Genomic DNA, 18,109 nt, shown 5'->3' on the forward strand with positions numbered 1-18,109 from the left:
GTCTACGCGGATGGACCTACCTCTGGGCAGGGCGTACGGCGGCTTCCTGTGCCCCCGCTGTGATCTCGTCGTCGGCCGTGGCGTCGAGGTGCGCCGTCTCGTCCGCATCATCCGGCTTTGGCTGGGCCGCCTTGGCCTTTGCCTCGTCCGCCGCGCGGTCCACCTTCTCAGGAGTAACGAATCGATAACCGACGTTCCGGACGGTTCCGATGAGCGACTCGTGCTCGGGTCCGAGCTTCGCGCGCAGCCGTCGTACGTGCACGTCGACCGTCCGCGTACCACCGAAGTAGTCGTAGCCCCAGACCTCCTGGAGCAGTTGGGCGCGGGTGAAGACGCGGCCCGGGTGCTGCGCGAGGTACTTCAGGAGCTCGAACTCCTTGAAGGTCAGGTCGAGGACCCGGCCCTTGAGCTTCGCGCTGTACGTCGCCTCGTCCACGGAGAGGTCGCCGTTGCGGATCTCCATGGGGGAGTCGTCGTTGACGATCTGCTGCCGGCCCATGGCCAGTCGCAGGCGCGCCTCGACCTCCGCCGGGCCGGCGGTGTCGAGCAGCACGTCGTCGATGCCCCAGTCGGCGGTGACGGCCGCGAGGCCGCCCTCCGTCACGACGAGGATCAGTGGGCAGCCGGGTCCCGTGGAGCGCAGCAGCTGGCACAGGCTGCGCACCTGGGGGAGATCACGGCGTCCGTCGATCAGGATGACGTCGGCACCGGGGGTGTCGACGAGAGCGGGTCCTTCCGCCGGGGCCACTCGCACGTTGTGCAGGAGCAGGCCGAGAGCGGGAAGCACCTCCGTCGACGGCTGAAGGGCATTGGTAAGGAGCAGCAGAGAACTCATCGCGCCCCACCTGCCTGGGTCGTCTTACGTTCGTGCACGGTTCGCTCGCCCATAACGTCTGGTTCCTCCTCGGTCCCTGCGAGGACGTTTGCGGCACTGCTTTGTACGTGCGGCTCCCGCGCCCCTGGGATCCGCCATGCGATCGACGGCCCGTACACCTGCGGTTTCCCGCTTCGTATACAACGCTTCCGAAAGCACAAAAGGACCCGGGGGCTACGCTGCCCGAGTCCTCTGCCCAGCAGAATAGCCCACATGAGCTCAGGTCCGGCAGGTCAAGTGACGCGATCTTTCAATAGTCCACACCTTGAGACAACGTCGCGCACCTCTTTGCGGAGGTTTCTGCGCACGGTCGACGGGGTGACGATCGATGCGGCGTACGACCCCGGAACGGGGCCTTCTGGTGACCTGGCGTTCATCGTCGCGCACGGGTTCACGGGCGAACTGGACCGCCCGCATGTGCGCCGCGCGGCGGGTGTCCTGGCGCGGAATGCGGCGGTGGTCACCTTCTCCTTCCGTGGTCACGGGGGATCCGGCGGCCGCTCCACGGTCGGCGACCGCGAGGTGCACGATCTCGCGGCGGCCGTGGCCTGGGCCCGCGAACTGGGGCACACCCGGATCGTCACCGTCGGCTTCTCCATGGGCGGCTCGGTGGTGCTGCGGCACGCCGCGCTGTACGGCGGCTCGGCGGGGGAGCGCGACGGGGAGCGGGATCAGGAGCACGAGGGGCGCACGGATGCGCGAACGGACGCGGTGGTTTCGGTGAGCGCACCGGCTCGCTGGTACTACCGGGGCACAGCCCCTATGCGGCGGGTGCACTGGCTGGTAACCCGCCCGGAGGGCCGGTTCGTGGGCCGGTTGGGCCTGCGCACCCGTATCCACCACCGTGACTGGGACCCGGTTCCGGACTCCCCGGTCGAGTGCGTTCCCCGTATCGCGCCCACCCCGCTCCTCATCGTCCACGGCGACCAGGACGGCTACTTCCCCGTCGACCACCCGCGGATGCTGGCCGAGGCGTCCGACGGCCACGCGGAACTCTGGCTGGAGCACGGCATGGGCCACGCCGAGAACGCCGCCGACGACGAACTGCTCGCCCGCATCGGGGACTGGGCCGTCGCACACGCGGGCTAGCCTGACCCTGACGGTGTTCACAGAAACCGCAGACTTTCGGATCCAGTGGATCTGCTGGATGCAGTAGATCCAGATCGCTGATTGAGGAACGAGATGGCAAAGGGCACGGTGCGTTACTGGGCCGCCGCCAAGGCCGCGGCAGGCGTCCCCGAGGAGCCGTACGACGCGAGCACGCTCGCCGAGGCACTCGACGCGGCCCGCGAGCGACACCCCGGCGAACTCGTCCGCGTCCTGCGGCGATGCTCGTTCCTCATCGACGGTGACCCCGTGGGGACCCGCGGGCATGAGACGGTACGGCTGGCCGAGGGCGGCACGGTCGAGGTGCTCCCGCCGTTCGCAGGAGGGTGAGCGAGACGATGAGCAACCAGCCGTACGAGCCTCCGTACGAGGGGTACGACCCCTATCAGCAGGCTCAGCAACAGCAGTCGCAGCAACAACAGCAGCAGCCCGCACAGCAGCCCGAGTGGCAGCAGTACACCCAGCAGTGGGAGGGGCAGACCTGGGAGACCCAGGGGCAGGCGCCCGTGTCCGCCGCGGACACGGCGTATCTGCCTCCGCAGGGGTACCAGGGGCATCAGGGGCACCAGGGTTACGCGGAGCCGCAGGCGTACGGCGTCACGGCCCAGCCGCTCCCGCAGGAGACCGGGGGCCAGGCCGGGGCCCAGGCTGCCGGGGCTCAGGCTGCCGGGGCCCAGGGGTGGGACTACCCGCAGCAGCCGCCGCTGGCTCAGCAGCCAGAGGTCGTCGCGGCGACCGTCCCCGACGAAAACCCTGACTCCGCCGGCTACGGCCCGCCCACCGTCACCGGCAACCCCCGCGTGACGGACGCCCAGCGCGCCCGCGCCGAGGGCCGGTCGCCGATCATCGAGCCCGGGATGCAGCCCGCCGCGCTCACCGCGGTGCTCGGGCTGCTGCTGTCCGGTACGGCGGCGATCGGGGAGTACGCGCTCGTCGTACCCCTCGTACTGCTCCAGGCCGTCACCGCGGCGGGATGGTTCCGGCTGAACGGGATGTGGCCCGCCCGGCAGGGCATCGCGCTGGCGTTCCTGGGCGCGGTGACCGCGGACGTCGTGCTGCTCGCGACCGGCCGGGAGAACGCGCCCGCCGCGATCCTCGGCACCCTCGGCGTGTGGGTCCTGCTCACCCTCGTCCTGCAACTGCGCAGCCACGCCGACCCGGACACCCGGATGTACGGCCTGATGGCGACCGTCGCCTCGGCGGCGCTGGCGATCATCGCGGCCGGGCACCTCGCGGCGGAGCCGGACGCCGTCACGGTGGGCGCGGCCGCGGTCGCGGTGGCCGTCCTGGCCCGCGCACTGCCGCTGCCCACGGCGGCCTCCGTGGGGGTCGCGCTGCTGGCCGCCGCGGGCGCTGGCATCGCGGTCGGCGGGATGACGGACCTGGGCACGCAGGGCGCCTTCCTCGGCCTCGGCGCGGGCGTCTGCGCGCTGATCGGCCACCGGGTCGCCAGTTACGACTACCCGTCCCGTTTCGTCCACTTCACGGCGGGCGTGGCCCTGCCGCTGGCGGCGGCGGCCCCGGCGGTGTACCTGCTGGGCCGCGCGCTGGGCTAGAAGTCCCACTTCAGCCGCTCTCCGGCCGCTCTCCGACGTCTCTCCGATCGTCACAGCTGATCGACAACTGCCCCGAAGGGCCCCCGAACCGGGGGCCCTTCGGGGTTAGGCTCGCTCGACGGCCACTCGGTCGTCGAGACCGGGCCGGCCTAGGTGGGGGAAACACCGAGCATGCGCGCACTGCGAATAATCCTGATCCTTGTCGTCGTTCTCGGGGGCCTGTTCGTGATCGCGGACCGGGTGGCGGTCGGGTTCGCGGAGGACAAGGCGGCGGACAAGATCAAGACCACCGAGGGCCTGGCCAGCACCCCCGACGTGTCCATCGAGGGCTTCCCCTTCCTCACCCAGGTCGTCGGCGGTGAGCTCGACGACGTCAAGATCGGCATCAAGGACTACGAGGCGTCGACGGGCGGCACGAACGCCGCCGCCGGCACGATCCGCATCGACGACCTCAACGCCGAGATGCACGGCGTGGACTTCAACAGCGACTACAGCTCCGCCACCGCCAACAGCGCCACCGGCACCGCGTCCATCACCTACGCCGAGCTCCTCAAGGCCGCCAAGGCCGAGCCCACGCAGGTCGCCTCCGGCGTCACCGCCCAGGTCATCGGCCTCTCCGACGGCGGCAACGGCAAGATCAAGGTCACGGTCGAGGCGACCGTCCTCGGCACCAAGCTGCCCCAGCCGGTGTCCGTGCTCAGCTCCGTCAGCGTCTCGGGCGACACCGTGAAGGTGCACGCGGACTCCCTGCCCAAGCTGGGCGTCGAGCTCGCCGAGGGCCGGATCCGCGCGATCACCGACTTCTCGCAGAAGATCGACGAACTCCCCGGCGGCATCAAGCTCGACAAGGTCGAGGCGGCGAAGACCGGCGTGGACATCTCGGTGAAGGGTTCGGACGTCAAGCTGGTCGGGTAGGAGGGCCTGACGAAAGGCCTTCGGTAGGCGCGCCTGCCGAAAGGCCTGCCGAAGGGTCTACGAAAGGCCTACCGAAGGGTCTGCGCAGGGGCCCGCTCGTCCGAGGGGCGAGACGGCCCCGTCCGTACAGCAGATGAGCTGCCGATGTGATGACGGATACAGGGCCCTGGAATCCCGGCGGACACGGCCCTGCCCCCCTCCTCGTCCCACATTGCGGACGATCGTGTCTCAAAATATGACACACCGGTGACATGGCTGCCTGTGCGTCCCTACGATCGGACGCATGAAGCGACAGGCGGATCTCACGAAGCGGCGGGCAGTAGACCTGTGCCGCGTCGCCGCCATGCTCTGTCGCACCTTCTGAGCGGAAGCGTTCGTCCTTCCGCGAGCCGGGCCCTTCGACCTCTCTTGTCGGGGCCACCCCCGCGCCGCCCCGCCGCCTCAGGCGTGCCGCGCACCCCTCTCCAACGCACCACCCCGCCGCAACTGCCCCGGAGGAGAACGAGCATGAGCCGCAGCGACGTCCTGGTAGACGCCGACTGGGTCCAGGACCACCTGGACGACCCGAGCGTGGCCATCGTCGAGGTCGACGAGGACACGTCCGCGTACGAGAAGAACCACATCAAGAACGCGATCCGGATCGACTGGACCAAGGACCTCCAGGACCCGGTCCGCCGTGACTTCATCGACCAGGAGGGCTTCGAGAAGCTCCTGTCGTCGAAGGGCATCGGCAACGACACCCTCGTCGTCCTCTACGGCGGCAACAACAACTGGTTCGCGTCGTACGCCTACTGGTACTTCAAGCTCTACGGCCACGAGAACGTGAAGCTTCTCGACGGCGGCCGCAAGAAGTGGGAGCTCGACTCCCGCGACCTGGTCGCCGAGGTTCCCAACCGCGCCTCGACCGACTACAAGGCCAAGGCCCAGAACACCTCGATCCGCGCCTTCCGTGACGACGTCGTCGCCGCGATCGGTTCGCAGAACCTGGTCGACGTCCGCTCGCCCGACGAGTTCAGCGGCAAGCTGCTCGCGCCGGCCCACCTGCCGCAGGAGCAGTCGCAGCGTCCGGGCCACGTCCCGTCCGCGCGCAACATCCCGTGGTCGAAGAACGCCAACGACGACGGCACCTTCAAGTCGGACGACGAGCTCAAGGAGCTCTACGCCGACGAGCAGGTCGACCTCGCCAAGGACACGATCGCGTACTGCCGCATCGGTGAGCGTTCCGCGCTCACCTGGTTCGTGCTGCACGAGCTGCTCGGTGTCGAGAACGTCAAGAACTACGACGGCTCCTGGACCGAGTACGGCTCCCTCGTCGGCGTGCCGATCGAGCTCGGCGCCAACAAGTAACCCGGCTAAGCAACCCTCAAGGCCTGAAGGAACGGAATCGAAATATGTGTGGAGCGAAGGCCGGCGGCCCCGACGCCTCGACGATCAAGCCCGGTGAGACCACGATCCAGGGCCAGGTGACCCGCGACGGCGAGCCGGTGACGGGCTACGTCCGTCTCCTGGACTCGACCGGCGAGTTCACCGCCGAGGTCCCGACCTCGGCCACCGGACAGTTCCGCTTCTACGCGGCCGAGGGCACGTGGACCGTACGGGCCCTGGTGCCCGGCGGCACCGCCGACCGCACGGTCGTCGCCCAGACGGGCGGCCTCGCCGAGGTCGCGATCGCCGTCTGAGACACCGGCCGCCGTCCCTGACGGCAGTCACCTGAACGGCCGAAGGGCCGCACCCCCGGGGGTTGGACGCTTACCGGATCGGGGTGCGGTCCTTCGGCTGTTCCGGCCGCTCACCGGACCGCTCCCACCCCTGCGCCGGACGGCCTTCCGGGGCCTACGCTGGACGTATGTACGCGCGACGGCGCCATGTGTACTTCGCCATGATGGGGACGTGCATCGGACTCTTCGTCCTGGCCTGGGGAGTCGTACGGCTGTGGTCGATGCCCGTGGCCGTGGGGATGTGTGTGGTGGCGATGGTGATTCCGCCGCTGGCCGCGATGGTGGCCAACCGGCGGGGGCCCGAGGATCGCTGGTGGGACGATCCGTCCGGGGATCCCAAGTCCGACGAGTGGTGGGACGAGCTGGACGGGAAGAAGCGGCGGCCGTAGCAGGCGGCGGAAGGACGTTCATGTCGCGTACGAGACTGTCCACCGTGGTGTTCGACGCTCCGGACGCCCATGAACTGGCCGACTTCTACATGCGGTTGCTCGGGTACGTGCTGCGCGCCGAGGAGCCGGACTGGGTGCTCATCGGCCCGCCGTTCGAAGGCACCGCGCTCGCCTTCGAGACCGAGCCGCTCTACACGCCGCCCGTATGGCCCGCGGGGCCCGGCGACCAGCGGATGATGCTGCACCTCGACATCGAGGTCGACGACCTGGCCCAGGAGACGGACCGTGCCCTCGCCGAGGGGGCGAAGCTCGCCGACCACCAGCCCCAAGAGGACGTACGGGTCTTCTTCGACCCGGCCGGGCACCCCTTCTGCCTCTGGGTGCACACCCGTCAATCGCGGCGGAAGCGCCGGACGCCTCAGTAGACCAGCGCCTGCGTCCCGTCCGCCATCGCCTCCTGCACGAACACCTGCGCCCCCGCGATGCGTACGCCCTCGATGACGTCCTTCTCCGTGATCTCGCGGCGGGCCGCGCACTGCGTGCACAGGGTGAGGGACCCGGCCGCCAGGATCGAGTCGATCAGGTCGGGCAGCGGCGCCGCGTGCGGAAGCTCGAACTCGGCGGCGCGGCCCGGCAGCGCGAACCACGAGGACTCGCCGGTCAGCCAGAGGGAGACCTCAACACCACTGGCCACGGCCACCGCCGCGACGGTGAACGCCTGTGAGCAGCGCTCCGGGGCATCGGCCCCCGCCGTCACCTTGATCACGAGCTTCTTCGCCATGCCCGAATGGTAGTCCGAATCGTAATCAACTCCCGTGCAACCCCATGCATTGGCCATGGGTCTCCTGTGCGCGCGGATACGGAATCCTCGCTTCACGTTCTGTGGGGGGACGTCTTGGAAGTAACTGAAGGCCCCGAAGTGCCTGAAAGACCTGTCGTGCCTGAAGATGTACCGGTTGTTGATTCCGGTACGACTTCTGGTGAACCGGACCCGGCCGGCCCGGCCGCGCCGCGCGCCCGCCGACGCGGTCGTACGACCCTGTTGATCGCCACCGCCGCCGTGCTCGGGCTCGTCGCCGGTACCTGCGCCGGTTATCTGGTCCAGGCCGACCGCAAGCCCACCAGGCTGCCCTCGCTGTCCCAGCCCGTGGTCGCACAGGCCAAGGGCGCGGGCCCCGAGCCGCTGTCCGCCGCCCAGGACTACCGGGTGAAGACGGACGGCGACCTGCGCAAGCTGCTGATCAAGCGGCCGAAGGGAGCGCAGAACCTCAGCTCATTGCAGGGCGAGAACAGCTGGCTGGACATCGGCGACTACGCGGACCAGCTCAAACACTCGGACGAGATGTTCAGAGAGCTCCTCGGCGCCGAGTTCCGTCGCGCGGCCGGCACCGAGTGGGGCGTCGGCAACACGTACACCGTCGAGATCCGGCTCGTGCAGTACCGCCAGGAGGAGGGCCTCGGAGCCGCTGACCGGGCCGGCTACTGGAACGTCGAGGACACCCGCGGCTGGCCCATTCCCGGCACCGGCGACGGCATGGCGTATGTGAGCACCAAGCCCGAGACGAAGCCCGGCTATCTGCCGCTGTACAAGGCGCAGGCGGCTGCCTGGCGCGGTGACATCGCCATGGAGATCTGGATCTACGACACCAAGCCGATCCCCAAGTCGAAGATCATGGACCTGGCCAAGCGGCAGATGGAGCGGCTGTGACCGAGCAACCGACAACCCCGGAGCCGCTGGAGCCGGTGGAGCCCATGGCGCCCGTGGACGCTGTGAACTCCGTGCCGGAGGCCGTGACGCCCGCCCCGGAGCCCGCGCCCGCCAAGAAGCCCGTGCGCCGCGGCCGTATCGCCGCCATCGCCGGTTCGGTCCTGCTCGTCGGAGCTGTCATCGGAGGCAGCGCCTACACCGTCGTGACGGTCCAGGACGCCGACCGTGACGCGGGCGCGCCGGTCTGGAAGTTCCCGAAGGCCTCGAAGAAGGACGCCAAGACGGCGAAGGCGGCCTCGGGGCTCGCCGCCATGCTCGTGCCGTACGAGAAGGACGGCTGGAGCCGGGGTCCGGACATCGCCGAGTTCGGCTCGGACGCCGCGCTGAGCGGGGGCGAGGCCGCCGCCCTGCGCAAGGAGTCGATCAGCGGTCTGCCCCGCACCCAGCGGCGGCGGATCGAGAAGCAGATCGACAAGCAGCACACCAAGGGCATGGTGATGCGCAGCTACCTGAGCACGGCGAACGCGACCGACTCCACGCTCTACGCCGACAGCGCCTTCACCGTGAGCATCGAGCTGATGCAGATGGAGGACAAGGCGGCGATCAAGAACATGTCGACGTTCCAGAACGAGCTCTTCGACACCCTCGGCATCTTCCGCGCCGGGCCGAAGATCGCGGGCCACAAGAACGCCAAGTGCTTCCTGCCGCCCAAGGACAAGACAGAGAAGCTCGACATGATGATCTGCTCCGCCTACGAGGGCGACGTGCTGGTCAGCGTCACCGCCGAGGCGGCCAAGCCACTGAACACCAAGGGGGTCGCGTCGCTCCTGCGTGAGCAGCTCGACCGCATCGTCGAGCCGGGGGAGGCGGTATGACCGAGCAGACGGAACAGACGACACCGGTCGAGCAGGCCGAGCACGCCGAGGACACGCAGCAGGCCGAGCAGGTCGAGCAGGCGCCCCCGGCCGAGCCGCAGGCCGCCGTCCCGCCGCTGCCCGAGGCGCCGCCCGCGGTCGACGACCCCCCGGCACCCCCGGTGACGGTCGATCCGCTGGCACCCCTGGCACCCCTGGCACCCCTGGCACCGCCGGTGAAGAAGGACCGCCGAGTCCTGCGCGCCGTTCTGCGCTGGACCGCCGCCGTGGTGGTCTTCGGCGCGGTCGGTACGTCGGCCGCGTACGGCATCACGCGGATGGAGCGCACCGACGTACCCGGTCTGGCGACGGAGGCGGACGGGCGCTGGGACTACCCGACGATCAGCAAGCCGCCGCTGCCGTCCGGCAGCCCGGCGCCGTTCGCCGACGCCAACAAGGCCGGCGCCCACTACGCCGACCTGCGCAAGCTGGTCCTCCCCGCCCCGAAGGGCGCGAAGGCCGACGCGGCGCTGCGCGGCGAGGACGGCTGGCTGGCGCGGAAGACCTTCCTGGCGGAGTACGCCGAGAAGGCGGACCGGGAGGCGACCGCGCAGCTGCTGACCGACTACGGCCTGCGGCACATCGCGGCCCGCGGCTGGACCACGCAGGACGGCACCCACACGCGGATCTACCTGCTGCAGTTCAACACCGCGGCCGTGGCGGACGAGGTGATCACCACCAAGCTCGCGAACTACGACTCCCCGCAGTACGCGGTGCGCGGCGCCGCCCTGACCGAGCGGGACGAGAAGTTCCCCGAGCGAGCAGCGGTCGACGACATCACCCGGTTCGCGTACACGGAGAGCAAGCCGTACGGCGCCGAGCAGGTCCGTCAGGCGTATCTGTCGGCCGGGGACACCCTCGCCGTGATCGTCCAGTCCCGGAAGGGCACCGCGCAGGCGGTCCCGTTCCAGCAGACGGTGATCCTGCAGAGCCAGTTGCTCGGCTGAGCTCGCTGAGCTCACTGAGCTTGCTGAGCCGTCAGGGTGTACCTGACAGAGAGCGCCGGGCCCCAGCCGCGTAAGCTGGGGCCCGGCTCTTGTGTACCGCCTCTACCGCACCCGCTCATCCGAGGAGCACCCCGTGGAGATCTTCTTCGAAACCCTGCTGGTCCTGGTCTGCGTCGGCGTTCTCGCCTTCGCCGGGCTGACCGTGAAGAAGCTGTACCAGGGCCAGCGCTGACCCCCATCGAGGAATTGCCGAGTTCATGATCGAGATCCCGTCCGACCTCCACAAGGACCTGGTCCCCCTCGTCTTCCTGCTAGGCAACTGGGCCGGCGCGGGCGTCCACGACTTCCCCGGCTCCGAGAAGTGCAACTTCGGGCAGGAGGTCACCTTCTCGCACGACGGCCGTGACTTCCTGGAGTACCACTCCCGCACCTGGGTGCTGGACAACGACGGGAACAAGGTCCGCCCGCTGGAGACCGAGTCCGGCTTCTGGCGCATCGACGCCGACCGCAAGGTCGAGGTCACGATGACCCGCGACGACGGCGTCGTCGAGATCTGGTACGGCGAGCTGGCCAAGCAGAAGCCGCAGATCGACCTGGTCACGGACGCCGTCGCCCGTACGGCCGCCTCCGGCCCCTACACCGGCGGCAAGCGACTGTACGGCTACGTCAAGAGCGACCTCATGTGGGTCGGCGAGAAGCAGACCCCCGAGGTCGAGCTGCGCCCCTACATGTCGGCGCACCTGAAGAAGGTCGTCACCCCGGAGGACGTCGAGCGCTGGGCGAAGGCCCTGCCGGACGACATGCCGGACGACGGGATCGCTTTCTTCAAGTAGGCCTAGACTTCCAGTGTGGTGAGCACCGACTGGAAGAGCGACCTGAGGCAGCGCGGCTACCGGCTGACGCCGCAGCGTCAGCTTGTCCTCGAAGCCGTGGACACCCTGGAGCACGCGACCCCCGACGACATCCTCATCGAAGTGAGGAAGACGGCGTCGGGGGTCAACATTTCCACGGTCTACCGGACCCTGGAGCTCCTGGAGGAGCTGGACCTGGTCAGCCATGCCCATCTGGGCCACGGCGCGCCGACGTACCACCTGGCCGACCGGCACCACCACATCCACCTTGTCTGCCGCGACTGCACGAACGTCATCGAGGCCGATGTCTCGGTCGCCGCCGAGTTCACCGCGAAGCTCCGCGACACGTTCGGCTTCGAGACGGACATGAAGCACTTCGCGATCTTCGGCCGCTGCAAGGACTGCGCGGCGAAGAAGTAGCGCCGACGAGAAATAAATACGGCGGCTACTCGGTCGTAGGCTGTGTGGATATGAAGAGCCCCCTGCTGTCCCTGCCCGGAGCCGTTCCCGCCGAGGGTGTGGACGAAGCCGTCGCCGCGCACTACGGCGACCTGTTCCGCGAGCAGCGTTCCCTCGCCGACGGCACCGGCTTCGTGGACCTCTCGCACCGCGCTGTCGTGACCGTCACCGGCGAGGACCGGCTCAGCTGGCTGCACCTGCTGCTCACCCAGCACGTCACGGACCTCCCGGTGGGCCGAGCCACCGAGGCCCTGATCCTCTCCGCGCACGGCCACATCGAGCACGCGCTGTACCTCGTCGACGACGGCGAGACGGTGTGGATGCACGCGGAACCCGGCACCCAGGAGGCGCTGATCGCCTACCTGGAGTCGATGAAGTTCTTCTACCGGGTCGAAGTCGCCGACCGGACCGCCGACTTCGCGGTCGTGCACCTCCCGGCCGGTTCCATCGCCGAGGTCCCGCAGGGCGTCGTCGTACGCGAGACGCCGTACGGCCGTGATCTCTTCCTTCCGCGCGCGGACCTGGAGTCGTACGCGGCGGACACCGAGAAGCACGGCCCGGCGGTGGGGCTCCTCGCGTACGAGGCCCTGCGCGTCGAGAACCACCAGCCGCGCCTCGGCTTCGAGACCGACCACCGCACCATCCCGCACGAGCTGGGCTGGATCGGCAGCGCGGTGCACCTCCAGAAGGGCTGCTACCGCGGCCAGGAGACCGTCGCCCGCGTGCAGAACCTGGGCAAGCCCCCGCGCCGTCTGGTCTTCCTGCACCTCGACGGCAGCGAGGTCCATCTGCCGCCGCACGGCACCGAACTCCACCTCGCGGCCGACGGCCCGGACGGCCGCAAGATCGGCTTCATCACGACGTCCGTACGCCATCACGAGCTGGGCCCGATCGCGCTGGCACTGGTGAAGCGGAACGTACCCGTGGACGCGCCGCTGGTGGCCGACACCACGGCGGCGGCGCAGGAAGTCGTCGTAGAGCCGTAGCCCCAGGTGTAGGCGCAGGCGTATTGCCCTGGCCCTGGGCTCACATCTCCAGGAGCACAGTGAACGGGCCGTCGTTCGTCAGCGAGACGCGCATCTGCGCGCCGAAGCGGCCCGTCGCCACCGTCGCGCCCAGGGCGCGGAGTTGGGCGACGACCTCGTCGACCAGGGGCTCGGCCACATCGCCGGGGGCGGCGGCGTTCCAGGTAGGGCGGCGGCCCTTGCGGGCGTCGCCGTACAGGGTGAACTGGCTGATGACGAGCAGCGGGGCGTCGATGTCGGAGCAGGACTTCTCGTCGGCCAGCATGCGGACCGACCAGAGTTTGCGGGCCAGTTGGGCCGCCTTCTCCTTGGTGTCCTCGTGCGTGACCCCGACGAGGACGCACAGCCCCTCGCCGTCGATCTCGCCGACCGTCTCGCCGTCCACGACGACGCTCGCGCCGTCCACTCTCTGCACCACCGCACGCATGCGGACCATCATGCCGTGCCGTCCCTTCGCGTGATTTCCAGGGTCACCAACCCCCCATCTGGGGCCGATCGGGGGCACTCGGTCACATAGCGACCACTCGGGGTGGCACGATGCGGTGTGTTGCGGTGCATCCGTGGGGTGGACCGCGCCGGTCGAGGGGACGGTAGAGGCACATGAGCACACCGAGTACTGGGCAGCCGCCCGGAGCCGTGTCACTGACCCGTACGAGCCCACGGGCGGCACGGACGGAACGGATGGAACGGACGGAACGGACGAGAGGGACGGAACGGACGGGAGGGGTGGCCGCCCGGCCACCGGTGCAGCGCACCGACAGCAACCCGCTGTCCGCCGACCCGGCCCCGCACGACCTCGCCGTGCTCCGGCTGCCCGAGCTGCGGACGCTGCGCCGGGACGCCCAGCGGGACGAGGCCGACCTCAGCTATGTGCGGCGGCTGCTCCAGGGACGCATCGACATCCTGCGGGCCGAGCTGGCGCGCCGCGGGAAGCGGCGGGCGCCCTCCCCGGCCTCGGGCCGGCTGTCGGTCGTCGGGCCCGGGGAGCCGTCGGTCGTCGAACGGCTCTCGGAGATCCTGACGGACGCACCCGCCCGGCACCGTTCGTCGGCCCGCCATGTGACAGTGGGCACACCGCACGGCGAGGAGTACCGGGCGCTGGCCGCGGACATGCTCGCCGAGGTCGAGCTGTCCGACCTGGACGCTCGTACGGATGAGGAGCTCGGCGCCGGGATGGGACGGCTCGTCCGGTACGAGCAGCAGGTCTCCCGGCGGCGCCAGCAGCTCCAGCGCACGGCCGACGATTGCAGCGCCGAGATCGCCCGCAGGTACCGTGAAGGCGAAGCACAAGTAGACGACCTGCTCATGTGACGCGGCGGCCCCGGCGATCCCGGGGCCGTATGGCGGGCACGGCGACCACCCAGCTGGTTCCGCGGGCGTGGGGGCGTGGTCCGGGACAGTCCGGGCCGGCGCCGCCTGAGCGGGTCCCGTTCCGGAAGGCCACCGCCGATGTCCGCCGCACCCGCAGACCCCTCCATACCCGAGGTATCCGCACCCGACGTTTCCGCCGCGCGTGCCGTATCCACCCCCGCGCAGCCGGTGCAGCCGGTGCAGCCGGTGCAGCCCGTGCCGCCCGTCCTCGCCGAGGTCGTACGGTCCGGCTTCGTCGAGGGGCGTCATCGCGGGAGCCTGGTGCTGCTGGCCGCGGACGGGTCGGTCGAGCTGGCGCTCGGTGACGTGACGGCGCCGGTGTTCCCGCGCTCGTCGAACAAGCCGATGCAGGCGGCGGGTGTGCTGCGCGCGGGGCTCGACCTGGCCGGGGAGCGACTGGCCCTCGCCGCCGCGAGCCATTCCGGGGAGATCTTCCACCGTGATCTGGTCCAGAAGATTCTTGCCGAGCACGGGCTGACGGCCGCGCAGTTGCAGTGCCCGCCGGATCTGCCGCTGGACCCCGCCGAGGCCGAGACGTACCTCGCCGGGGGTGCCGTCCGTGACCGGGTCACCATGAACTGCTCCGGCAAGCATGCGGCGATGCTCGCGGTGTGCGCGCTGCGGGGCTGGCCGACGGAGTCGTACCTCGACCCCGGGCACCCCCTCCAGCAGCTGATCCACTCCGTGGTCGAGGAAGCGGCCGGGGAGCCTGTCGCCGCGGTCGGTACGGACGGCTGCGGGGCGCCCCTGATGGCCATCACCCTCACCGGGCTCGCCCGGGCCTTCCGCTCCTTCGTCCTCGCCGCCCCCGGCTCCGCCGAACGCCGTGTGGCCGACGCGATGCGGGCCCACCCCGAGTACGTCGCCGGTACGCGTCGCCCTGACACCTGGCTCATGCGCGAGGTTCCGGGTGCGCTGTCCAAGATGGGCGCGGAGGCCGTCCAGGCGGTGGCCCTTCCCGACGGCCGCGCCCTCGCCTTCAAGATCGACGACGGTGGGGGGCGGGCGCTGGGTCCCGTCCTCGCCCGTGCGCTGGGTCTGTTGGGTGTGTCGGCGCCGGTGGTGTCACGGATCGGGCGGGCGCCGCTGGTGGGTGGGGGCCGGGAGGTGGGGGAGATACGGGTGGCGTTCTGAGGGGTTTTCCTCGCCCCCGCCGCCCCTACCCGTCCCATCCCCAGGGGCTCTGCCCCTTCGACCCCGGGGGTTGTGTTTCGGCTGCGGGTGGGTGGGGGCTGGTGCAAAAGATTGCGCAGTTCCCCGCGCCCCTGAAAAGACGGCTGCGGGCGGGCGTGCCTTCAGGGGCGCGGGGAACTGCGCGAGCAACCCCCACCCACCCGCAGCCGACGAACCACCCCGTTTTCAAGGGGCGCGGGGAACTGCGCAATCTTTTAGGGGGGTCTGGGGGCGCAGCCCCCAGGAACGGGATGGGACGGGTAGGGGCGGCGGGGGCGAAAATCGCCGCGACACCCCGCCGTCGTACACCTAGCGTGGCTATATGACCCCTCCCGCCCCCATCGACGTACGACCGATCACCGCCGCCGACACCCGAGAGTGGATCCGCGCGCTGAACACGGGGTTCCTGCGCACGCCGACCGTGTCGGACAGCGAAGTCGAGGACCGGGGCTCATACATCGACCCCGCACGGACACTGGGCGCCTTCGACGGCCCCCGCTGCGTCGCCACGTTCCGATCGTTCCCGCAGGAACTCACCACCGTGGGCGGCACCCCCGTCCCCGCCGACGCGATCTCGAACGTCACCGTCACCCCCACCCACCGCCGCCGCGGCCTCCTCACCCGCATGATGACGGCCGACCTCGCGGCGGCGAAGGAGCGGGGCGACGTCGTGGCGACACTGATCGCCGCCGAGTACCCGATCTACGGGCGGTACGGCTTCGGTCCCGCCACCACCACCGCGGAGTGGACGATCGACGTACCGCGAGCCGGTCTCGACCCCCGCTGGTCGGGCCCGGCGGACGGCGGCCGTATCGACCTGGTGGACGGCGAGGACGTCCGGAAGGCGGGCCCCGAGCTGCACGAACGGTTCCGGCGGAGCCGGCCGGGGGCGATCAACCGCGACGAGCGCTGGTGGGAGGTCGGCACCGGGGTGCTGCGCCTGGACCGCGCGCCGTGGCGGGATCCCTTCTTCGCGGTGTACCGCTCGGCGGCCGGCGAGGTCGAGGGCCTGGTCTCGTACGAGTCGGACGACAACTGGGGCGACGCCAACCAGCCGCTGAACACGGTGAGCGTGAACTGGCTGATCGCGGTGACGCCGGCGGCCGAGCGGGCCCTGTGGCAGTACCTCTGCTCGATCGACTGGATCGTCACCGTCAAGACCGGACGGCGGGCCCCGGACGACCTGCTGCCGCGCTTCCTGCCCGATCCGCGCGCCGCCCGCATCACCACGCAGTCGGACTGGCTGTGGGTGCGGATCCTGGATGTCGTACGGGCTCTGGAGGCGCGTACGTACGAGGGTTCGGGCGGCAGCCTGGTCCTGGAGGTGACGGACCGGGACGGGCTGTCGGCCGGGCGCTACCGGCTGGACGCGGGACCGGAGGGCGCGTCCTGCGCGCCGACCACTCGGGACGCAGAACTCGTCCTGGATGTGGGCGAGTTGGCGGCGCTGTGGCTGGGCGACGAGTCGGCGGTGCGACTCGCCGCGCTGGGCCGGGTGCGGGAAGAACGAGCGGGCGCCGCCTCCATTGCCGACGCCCTGCTCCGCACGTCCAGGCGACCGTGGTGCCCGGACATCTTCTGATCTCGGCTGAGTGGTACTCCTTCCGTGCGGGCGATGACCGATGGCCGATGACCGATGACCGATGACTGATGTGATGACTGATGACATCGATCCGTTGATCCGTAGCGATTCAGTTGTAGTGATGCGGTGACGCATTCAGTTGTGGCTGCGCATTCAGTTGTGGCTGTGCTGTGCGGTGTTACGGACTGACCGAGCTCCCGGCTCCCCTCCGGAAGGGAGCCCGGTCAGCCGGACTGCCGGACGGCGGCGTCCGATCAGCCGGACTGGGCGAGCAGCATCACGAGGATCACAGCTCCGATGCCGCTGATCATGGTGTTCTTGGCCTTGAGGCCGATGGACAGCGCGACGAACGCGATGATGCCCATCGGCCCGTACTCCCACTGGATGAGCTGTTCGAATCCGACGGCGAGAGCGGCGACGGCGAGGGCGATGAGCGGCATGGGTCCCTCCTGGTGGACAGGGCGACTCTGGCGGCCAACCTCCGGGAAGTTTGACCATGTTGCTCAAGTTGGCGACCAACTCACTCTTACTTATCTCCGCGTTGGGTCGACTCATAACCACCTACCAAGCAACTGCCCAAAGATGGCGGGAAGTTGTAGTGTTTGGTCGTGGACCCGGAACACGTCGCCGTCAATGGGCGGAACAGGTCACCACGGCCCCAGAGGTCACACCGTGAGGTTGCCGACGAACTGCGCAGCCGGATCAGGTCCGGTGAGCTGCGGCCGGGACAGCGCATGCCCACGCAGGTCAAGCTGGCGGACGAGTTCGGCGTCGAGCGCGGCACCGTACGCCAGGCGTTGCGCATCCTGCAGTCGGAGCATCTGCTCGTCAACGTGTCCAGGGGGAGCCCAGCGACCGTCGCCGACAACCTGGCCAGGGCTCTGACCGGCCCCGAAGCCCCGCCGCAGCCCACCACGGTGGCGCTCGGCGCGAGGATCGCGGCCGCCTTCGCGGCCCCCCATGTGGAGATCGACGCGCTGTGTCTGACGTCGATCTCGCTGACCCTCGCCATGGGCGAACCGCTGCGTCAGATTCACGCGGGGCGAATAAAACCGGCCAGGGTGGACGTCCGCCTGTTGCTGCCCAGTGGCGACATCGACCTTGCCTTCCCGGCCCCCGTCGACGCTTCCGCGGACGGCCGGCTCCAGCGCAACTGGCTGGCCAACCGCAACGCCCAGGGCCAGGTGCTGCGCCACAACCTGCTCGCCCTGCGCTCCACGCACGGCATCGACGTGAACGTCACCTTCCGCGCGCTCCCCTTCACCCCGCCCGTGAAGCTGTATCTGCTCAACGGCGCCGAGGCTCTCTTCGCGTACTACACCCTCACCAAGCGCGAGGAGGAGATCGACGATGTGCACCTGGAGATGTACGACGTCCAGGGCACCCAGTCCATGCTCTTCCCTTTCACCCAGGGCGCCGGGCTGCGGGACACGACGTTCGTGGAGCAGTCCCATCTGTGGTTCAACGCACTGTGGGAGACCATCAGCTCGGAGCTGCTGCTCACGAGCTGAGGCCTCCCG

At 69.8% G+C, this 18,109-nt stretch carries 23 protein-coding genes; 19 read left to right on the plus strand and 4 right to left on the minus strand.

The window, feature by feature from the left end; genetic code table 11:
• Positions 1 to 16: 16 nt before the first annotated feature.
• Complete coding sequence (locus OIC96_RS25860) at positions 17 to 835, minus strand: winged helix-turn-helix transcriptional regulator (protein ID WP_330305560.1); 819 nt, start codon at positions 833 to 835, stop codon at positions 17 to 19.
• 252 nt (positions 836 to 1,087) lie between these two features.
• On the opposite strand from OIC96_RS25860, the gene OIC96_RS25865 reads away from it, so the two are divergent.
• From OIC96_RS25865 to OIC96_RS25900, 9 genes are all read left to right on the plus strand, one after another.
• The gene (locus tag OIC96_RS25865) at positions 1,088 to 1,963 is read left to right on the plus strand and encodes an alpha/beta hydrolase family protein (protein WP_330305559.1); all 876 of its coding nucleotides are present in this window, start codon (positions 1,088 to 1,090) and stop codon (positions 1,961 to 1,963) included.
• A 93-nt stretch (positions 1,964 to 2,056) separates the two neighbouring features.
• Positions 2,057 to 2,311 carry a MoaD/ThiS family protein gene (locus OIC96_RS25870; RefSeq protein ID WP_330305558.1) on the plus strand — a complete coding sequence of 85 codons (255 nt, stop codon included), beginning with the start codon at positions 2,057 to 2,059 and terminating at the stop codon, positions 2,309 to 2,311.
• A gap of 8 nt (positions 2,312 to 2,319) precedes the next feature.
• Positions 2,320 to 3,537 carry a hypothetical protein gene (locus OIC96_RS25875; RefSeq protein WP_330305557.1) on the plus strand — a complete coding sequence of 406 codons (1,218 nt, stop codon included), beginning with the start codon at positions 2,320 to 2,322 and terminating at the stop codon, positions 3,535 to 3,537.
• Positions 3,538 to 3,708: 171 nt separating this feature from the next.
• Positions 3,709 to 4,452 carry an LmeA family phospholipid-binding protein gene (locus OIC96_RS25880; RefSeq protein WP_330305556.1) on the plus strand — a complete coding sequence of 248 codons (744 nt, stop codon included), beginning with the start codon at positions 3,709 to 3,711 and terminating at the stop codon, positions 4,450 to 4,452.
• A gap of 283 nt (positions 4,453 to 4,735) precedes the next feature.
• The gene (locus OIC96_RS49920) at positions 4,736 to 4,816 is read left to right on the plus strand and encodes a putative leader peptide (RefSeq protein ID WP_350310325.1); all 81 of its coding nucleotides are present in this window, start codon (positions 4,736 to 4,738) and stop codon (positions 4,814 to 4,816) included.
• Between the two features lie 143 nt (positions 4,817 to 4,959).
• On the plus strand, positions 4,960 to 5,799 hold the full coding sequence (locus OIC96_RS25885; protein WP_330305555.1) for a sulfurtransferase: 840 nt from the start codon (positions 4,960 to 4,962) through the stop codon (positions 5,797 to 5,799).
• Positions 5,800 to 5,843: 44 nt separating this feature from the next.
• The gene (locus OIC96_RS25890) at positions 5,844 to 6,131 is read left to right on the plus strand and encodes a DUF1416 domain-containing protein (protein WP_054232391.1); all 288 of its coding nucleotides are present in this window, start codon (positions 5,844 to 5,846) and stop codon (positions 6,129 to 6,131) included.
• Positions 6,132 to 6,298: 167 nt separating this feature from the next.
• Positions 6,299 to 6,559, plus strand: a complete 261-nt coding sequence (locus OIC96_RS25895) for a DUF3099 domain-containing protein (protein ID WP_327429810.1) — start codon at positions 6,299 to 6,301, stop codon at positions 6,557 to 6,559.
• Between the two features lie 20 nt (positions 6,560 to 6,579).
• Positions 6,580 to 6,984, plus strand: a complete 405-nt coding sequence (locus OIC96_RS25900) for a VOC family protein (protein WP_330305554.1) — start codon at positions 6,580 to 6,582, stop codon at positions 6,982 to 6,984.
• On the opposite strand, the gene OIC96_RS25905 is transcribed toward OIC96_RS25900, so the two are convergent.
• The gene (locus tag OIC96_RS25905; protein ID WP_330305553.1) at positions 6,978 to 7,340 is read right to left on the minus strand and encodes a DsrE family protein; all 363 of its coding nucleotides are present in this window, start codon (positions 7,338 to 7,340) and stop codon (positions 6,978 to 6,980) included. The two genes, OIC96_RS25900 and OIC96_RS25905, sit on opposite strands and share 7 nt — an antisense overlap.
• Positions 7,341 to 7,496: 156 nt before the next feature.
• Between OIC96_RS25905 and OIC96_RS25910 the strand changes: the two genes are divergently transcribed.
• The 6 genes from OIC96_RS25910 (at position 7,497) to ygfZ (ending at position 12,424) form a co-directional block, all read left to right on the plus strand.
• Positions 7,497 to 8,267: a hypothetical protein gene (locus OIC96_RS25910; RefSeq protein ID WP_330305552.1), complete on the plus strand. Its 771-nt coding sequence runs from the start codon at positions 7,497 to 7,499 to the stop codon at positions 8,265 to 8,267.
• On the plus strand, positions 8,264 to 9,142 hold the full coding sequence (locus tag OIC96_RS25915; RefSeq protein ID WP_330305551.1) for a hypothetical protein: 879 nt from the start codon (positions 8,264 to 8,266) through the stop codon (positions 9,140 to 9,142). Before OIC96_RS25910 ends, OIC96_RS25915 begins: the two co-directional genes overlap by 4 nt.
• The gene (locus tag OIC96_RS25920; RefSeq protein WP_330305550.1) at positions 9,139 to 10,128 is read left to right on the plus strand and encodes a hypothetical protein; all 990 of its coding nucleotides are present in this window, start codon (positions 9,139 to 9,141) and stop codon (positions 10,126 to 10,128) included. Before OIC96_RS25915 ends, OIC96_RS25920 begins: the two co-directional genes overlap by 4 nt.
• A gap of 257 nt (positions 10,129 to 10,385) precedes the next feature.
• The gene (locus OIC96_RS25925) at positions 10,386 to 10,961 is read left to right on the plus strand and encodes an FABP family protein (protein WP_330305549.1); all 576 of its coding nucleotides are present in this window, start codon (positions 10,386 to 10,388) and stop codon (positions 10,959 to 10,961) included.
• Positions 10,962 to 10,976: 15 nt separating this feature from the next.
• Positions 10,977 to 11,399 (plus strand): Fur family transcriptional regulator, encoded by a 423-nt coding sequence (locus tag OIC96_RS25930; RefSeq protein ID WP_330305548.1) that lies wholly within the window; start codon positions 10,977 to 10,979, stop codon positions 11,397 to 11,399.
• Positions 11,400 to 11,449: 50 nt separating this feature from the next.
• On the plus strand, positions 11,450 to 12,424 hold the full coding sequence (gene ygfZ / locus OIC96_RS25935) for a CAF17-like 4Fe-4S cluster assembly/insertion protein YgfZ (RefSeq protein WP_330305547.1): 975 nt from the start codon (positions 11,450 to 11,452) through the stop codon (positions 12,422 to 12,424).
• 40 nt (positions 12,425 to 12,464) lie between these two features.
• Here ygfZ and dtd read toward each other — a convergent pair whose 3' ends face one another.
• The gene (gene dtd, locus OIC96_RS25940) at positions 12,465 to 12,890 is read right to left on the minus strand and encodes a D-aminoacyl-tRNA deacylase (RefSeq protein ID WP_327429801.1); all 426 of its coding nucleotides are present in this window, start codon (positions 12,888 to 12,890) and stop codon (positions 12,465 to 12,467) included.
• Positions 12,891 to 13,063: 173 nt separating this feature from the next.
• Between dtd and OIC96_RS25945 the strand changes: the two genes are divergently transcribed.
• The 3 genes from OIC96_RS25945 to OIC96_RS25955 all read left to right on the plus strand — a co-directional run bounded on the left by OIC96_RS25945 (position 13,064) and on the right by OIC96_RS25955 (position 16,589).
• Positions 13,064 to 13,774 (plus strand): RsiG family protein, encoded by a 711-nt coding sequence (locus OIC96_RS25945; RefSeq protein WP_330305546.1) that lies wholly within the window; start codon positions 13,064 to 13,066, stop codon positions 13,772 to 13,774.
• Positions 13,775 to 13,912: 138 nt separating this feature from the next.
• A complete protein-coding gene (locus OIC96_RS25950; protein WP_330305545.1) occupies positions 13,913 to 14,968 on the plus strand; it encodes an asparaginase in 1,056 nt (351 codons plus the stop codon).
• A 361-nt stretch (positions 14,969 to 15,329) separates the two neighbouring features.
• A complete protein-coding gene (locus tag OIC96_RS25955) occupies positions 15,330 to 16,589 on the plus strand; it encodes a GNAT family N-acetyltransferase (protein ID WP_330305544.1) in 1,260 nt (419 codons plus the stop codon).
• A 254-nt stretch (positions 16,590 to 16,843) separates the two neighbouring features.
• Here the strand turns inward: OIC96_RS25955 and OIC96_RS25960 are convergent, their stop codons facing one another.
• Entirely contained in the window at positions 16,844 to 17,029 is a 186-nt protein-coding gene (locus tag OIC96_RS25960) for a hypothetical protein (protein ID WP_327429797.1), read from the minus strand.
• A gap of 162 nt (positions 17,030 to 17,191) precedes the next feature.
• On the opposite strand from OIC96_RS25960, the gene OIC96_RS25965 reads away from it, so the two are divergent.
• Positions 17,192 to 18,100: a winged helix-turn-helix domain-containing protein gene (locus tag OIC96_RS25965; protein WP_330305543.1), complete on the plus strand. Its 909-nt coding sequence runs from the start codon at positions 17,192 to 17,194 to the stop codon at positions 18,098 to 18,100.
• Positions 18,101 to 18,109: the final 9 nt, after the last annotated feature.

Origin of the sequence: Streptomyces sp. NBC_00775 (assembly GCF_036347135.1) — a bacterium.
Classification (GTDB): Bacteria; Actinomycetota; Actinomycetes; order Streptomycetales; family Streptomycetaceae; genus Streptomyces; species Streptomyces lutosisoli.

Coding starts and splice junctions, on each gene's coding strand:
- OIC96_RS25860 (WP_330305560.1), bottom strand. CDS start 835: ATGAGTTCTCTGCTGCTCCTTACCAATGCCCTTCAGCCGTCGACGGAG.
- OIC96_RS25865 (WP_330305559.1), top strand. CDS start 1,088: ATGAGCTCAGGTCCGGCAGGTCAAGTGACGCGATCTTTCAATAGTCCA.
- OIC96_RS25870 (WP_330305558.1), top strand. CDS start 2,057: ATGGCAAAGGGCACGGTGCGTTACTGGGCCGCCGCCAAGGCCGCGGCA.
- OIC96_RS25875 (WP_330305557.1), top strand. CDS start 2,320: ATGAGCAACCAGCCGTACGAGCCTCCGTACGAGGGGTACGACCCCTAT.
- OIC96_RS25880 (WP_330305556.1), top strand. CDS start 3,709: ATGCGCGCACTGCGAATAATCCTGATCCTTGTCGTCGTTCTCGGGGGC.
- OIC96_RS49920 (WP_350310325.1), top strand. CDS start 4,736: ATGAAGCGACAGGCGGATCTCACGAAGCGGCGGGCAGTAGACCTGTGC.
- OIC96_RS25885 (WP_330305555.1), top strand. CDS start 4,960: ATGAGCCGCAGCGACGTCCTGGTAGACGCCGACTGGGTCCAGGACCAC.
- OIC96_RS25890 (WP_054232391.1), top strand. CDS start 5,844: ATGTGTGGAGCGAAGGCCGGCGGCCCCGACGCCTCGACGATCAAGCCC.
- OIC96_RS25895 (WP_327429810.1), top strand. CDS start 6,299: ATGTACGCGCGACGGCGCCATGTGTACTTCGCCATGATGGGGACGTGC.
- OIC96_RS25900 (WP_330305554.1), top strand. CDS start 6,580: ATGTCGCGTACGAGACTGTCCACCGTGGTGTTCGACGCTCCGGACGCC.
- OIC96_RS25905 (WP_330305553.1), bottom strand. CDS start 7,340: ATGGCGAAGAAGCTCGTGATCAAGGTGACGGCGGGGGCCGATGCCCCG.
- OIC96_RS25920 (WP_330305550.1), top strand. CDS start 9,139: ATGACCGAGCAGACGGAACAGACGACACCGGTCGAGCAGGCCGAGCAC.
- OIC96_RS25925 (WP_330305549.1), top strand. CDS start 10,386: ATGATCGAGATCCCGTCCGACCTCCACAAGGACCTGGTCCCCCTCGTC.
- ygfZ (WP_330305547.1), top strand. CDS start 11,450: ATGAAGAGCCCCCTGCTGTCCCTGCCCGGAGCCGTTCCCGCCGAGGGT.
- dtd (WP_327429801.1), bottom strand. CDS start 12,890: ATGCGTGCGGTGGTGCAGAGAGTGGACGGCGCGAGCGTCGTCGTGGAC.
- OIC96_RS25945 (WP_330305546.1), top strand. CDS start 13,064: ATGAGCACACCGAGTACTGGGCAGCCGCCCGGAGCCGTGTCACTGACC.
- OIC96_RS25950 (WP_330305545.1), top strand. CDS start 13,913: ATGTCCGCCGCACCCGCAGACCCCTCCATACCCGAGGTATCCGCACCC.
- OIC96_RS25955 (WP_330305544.1), top strand. CDS start 15,330: ATGACCCCTCCCGCCCCCATCGACGTACGACCGATCACCGCCGCCGAC.
- OIC96_RS25960 (WP_327429797.1), bottom strand. CDS start 17,029: ATGCCGCTCATCGCCCTCGCCGTCGCCGCTCTCGCCGTCGGATTCGAA.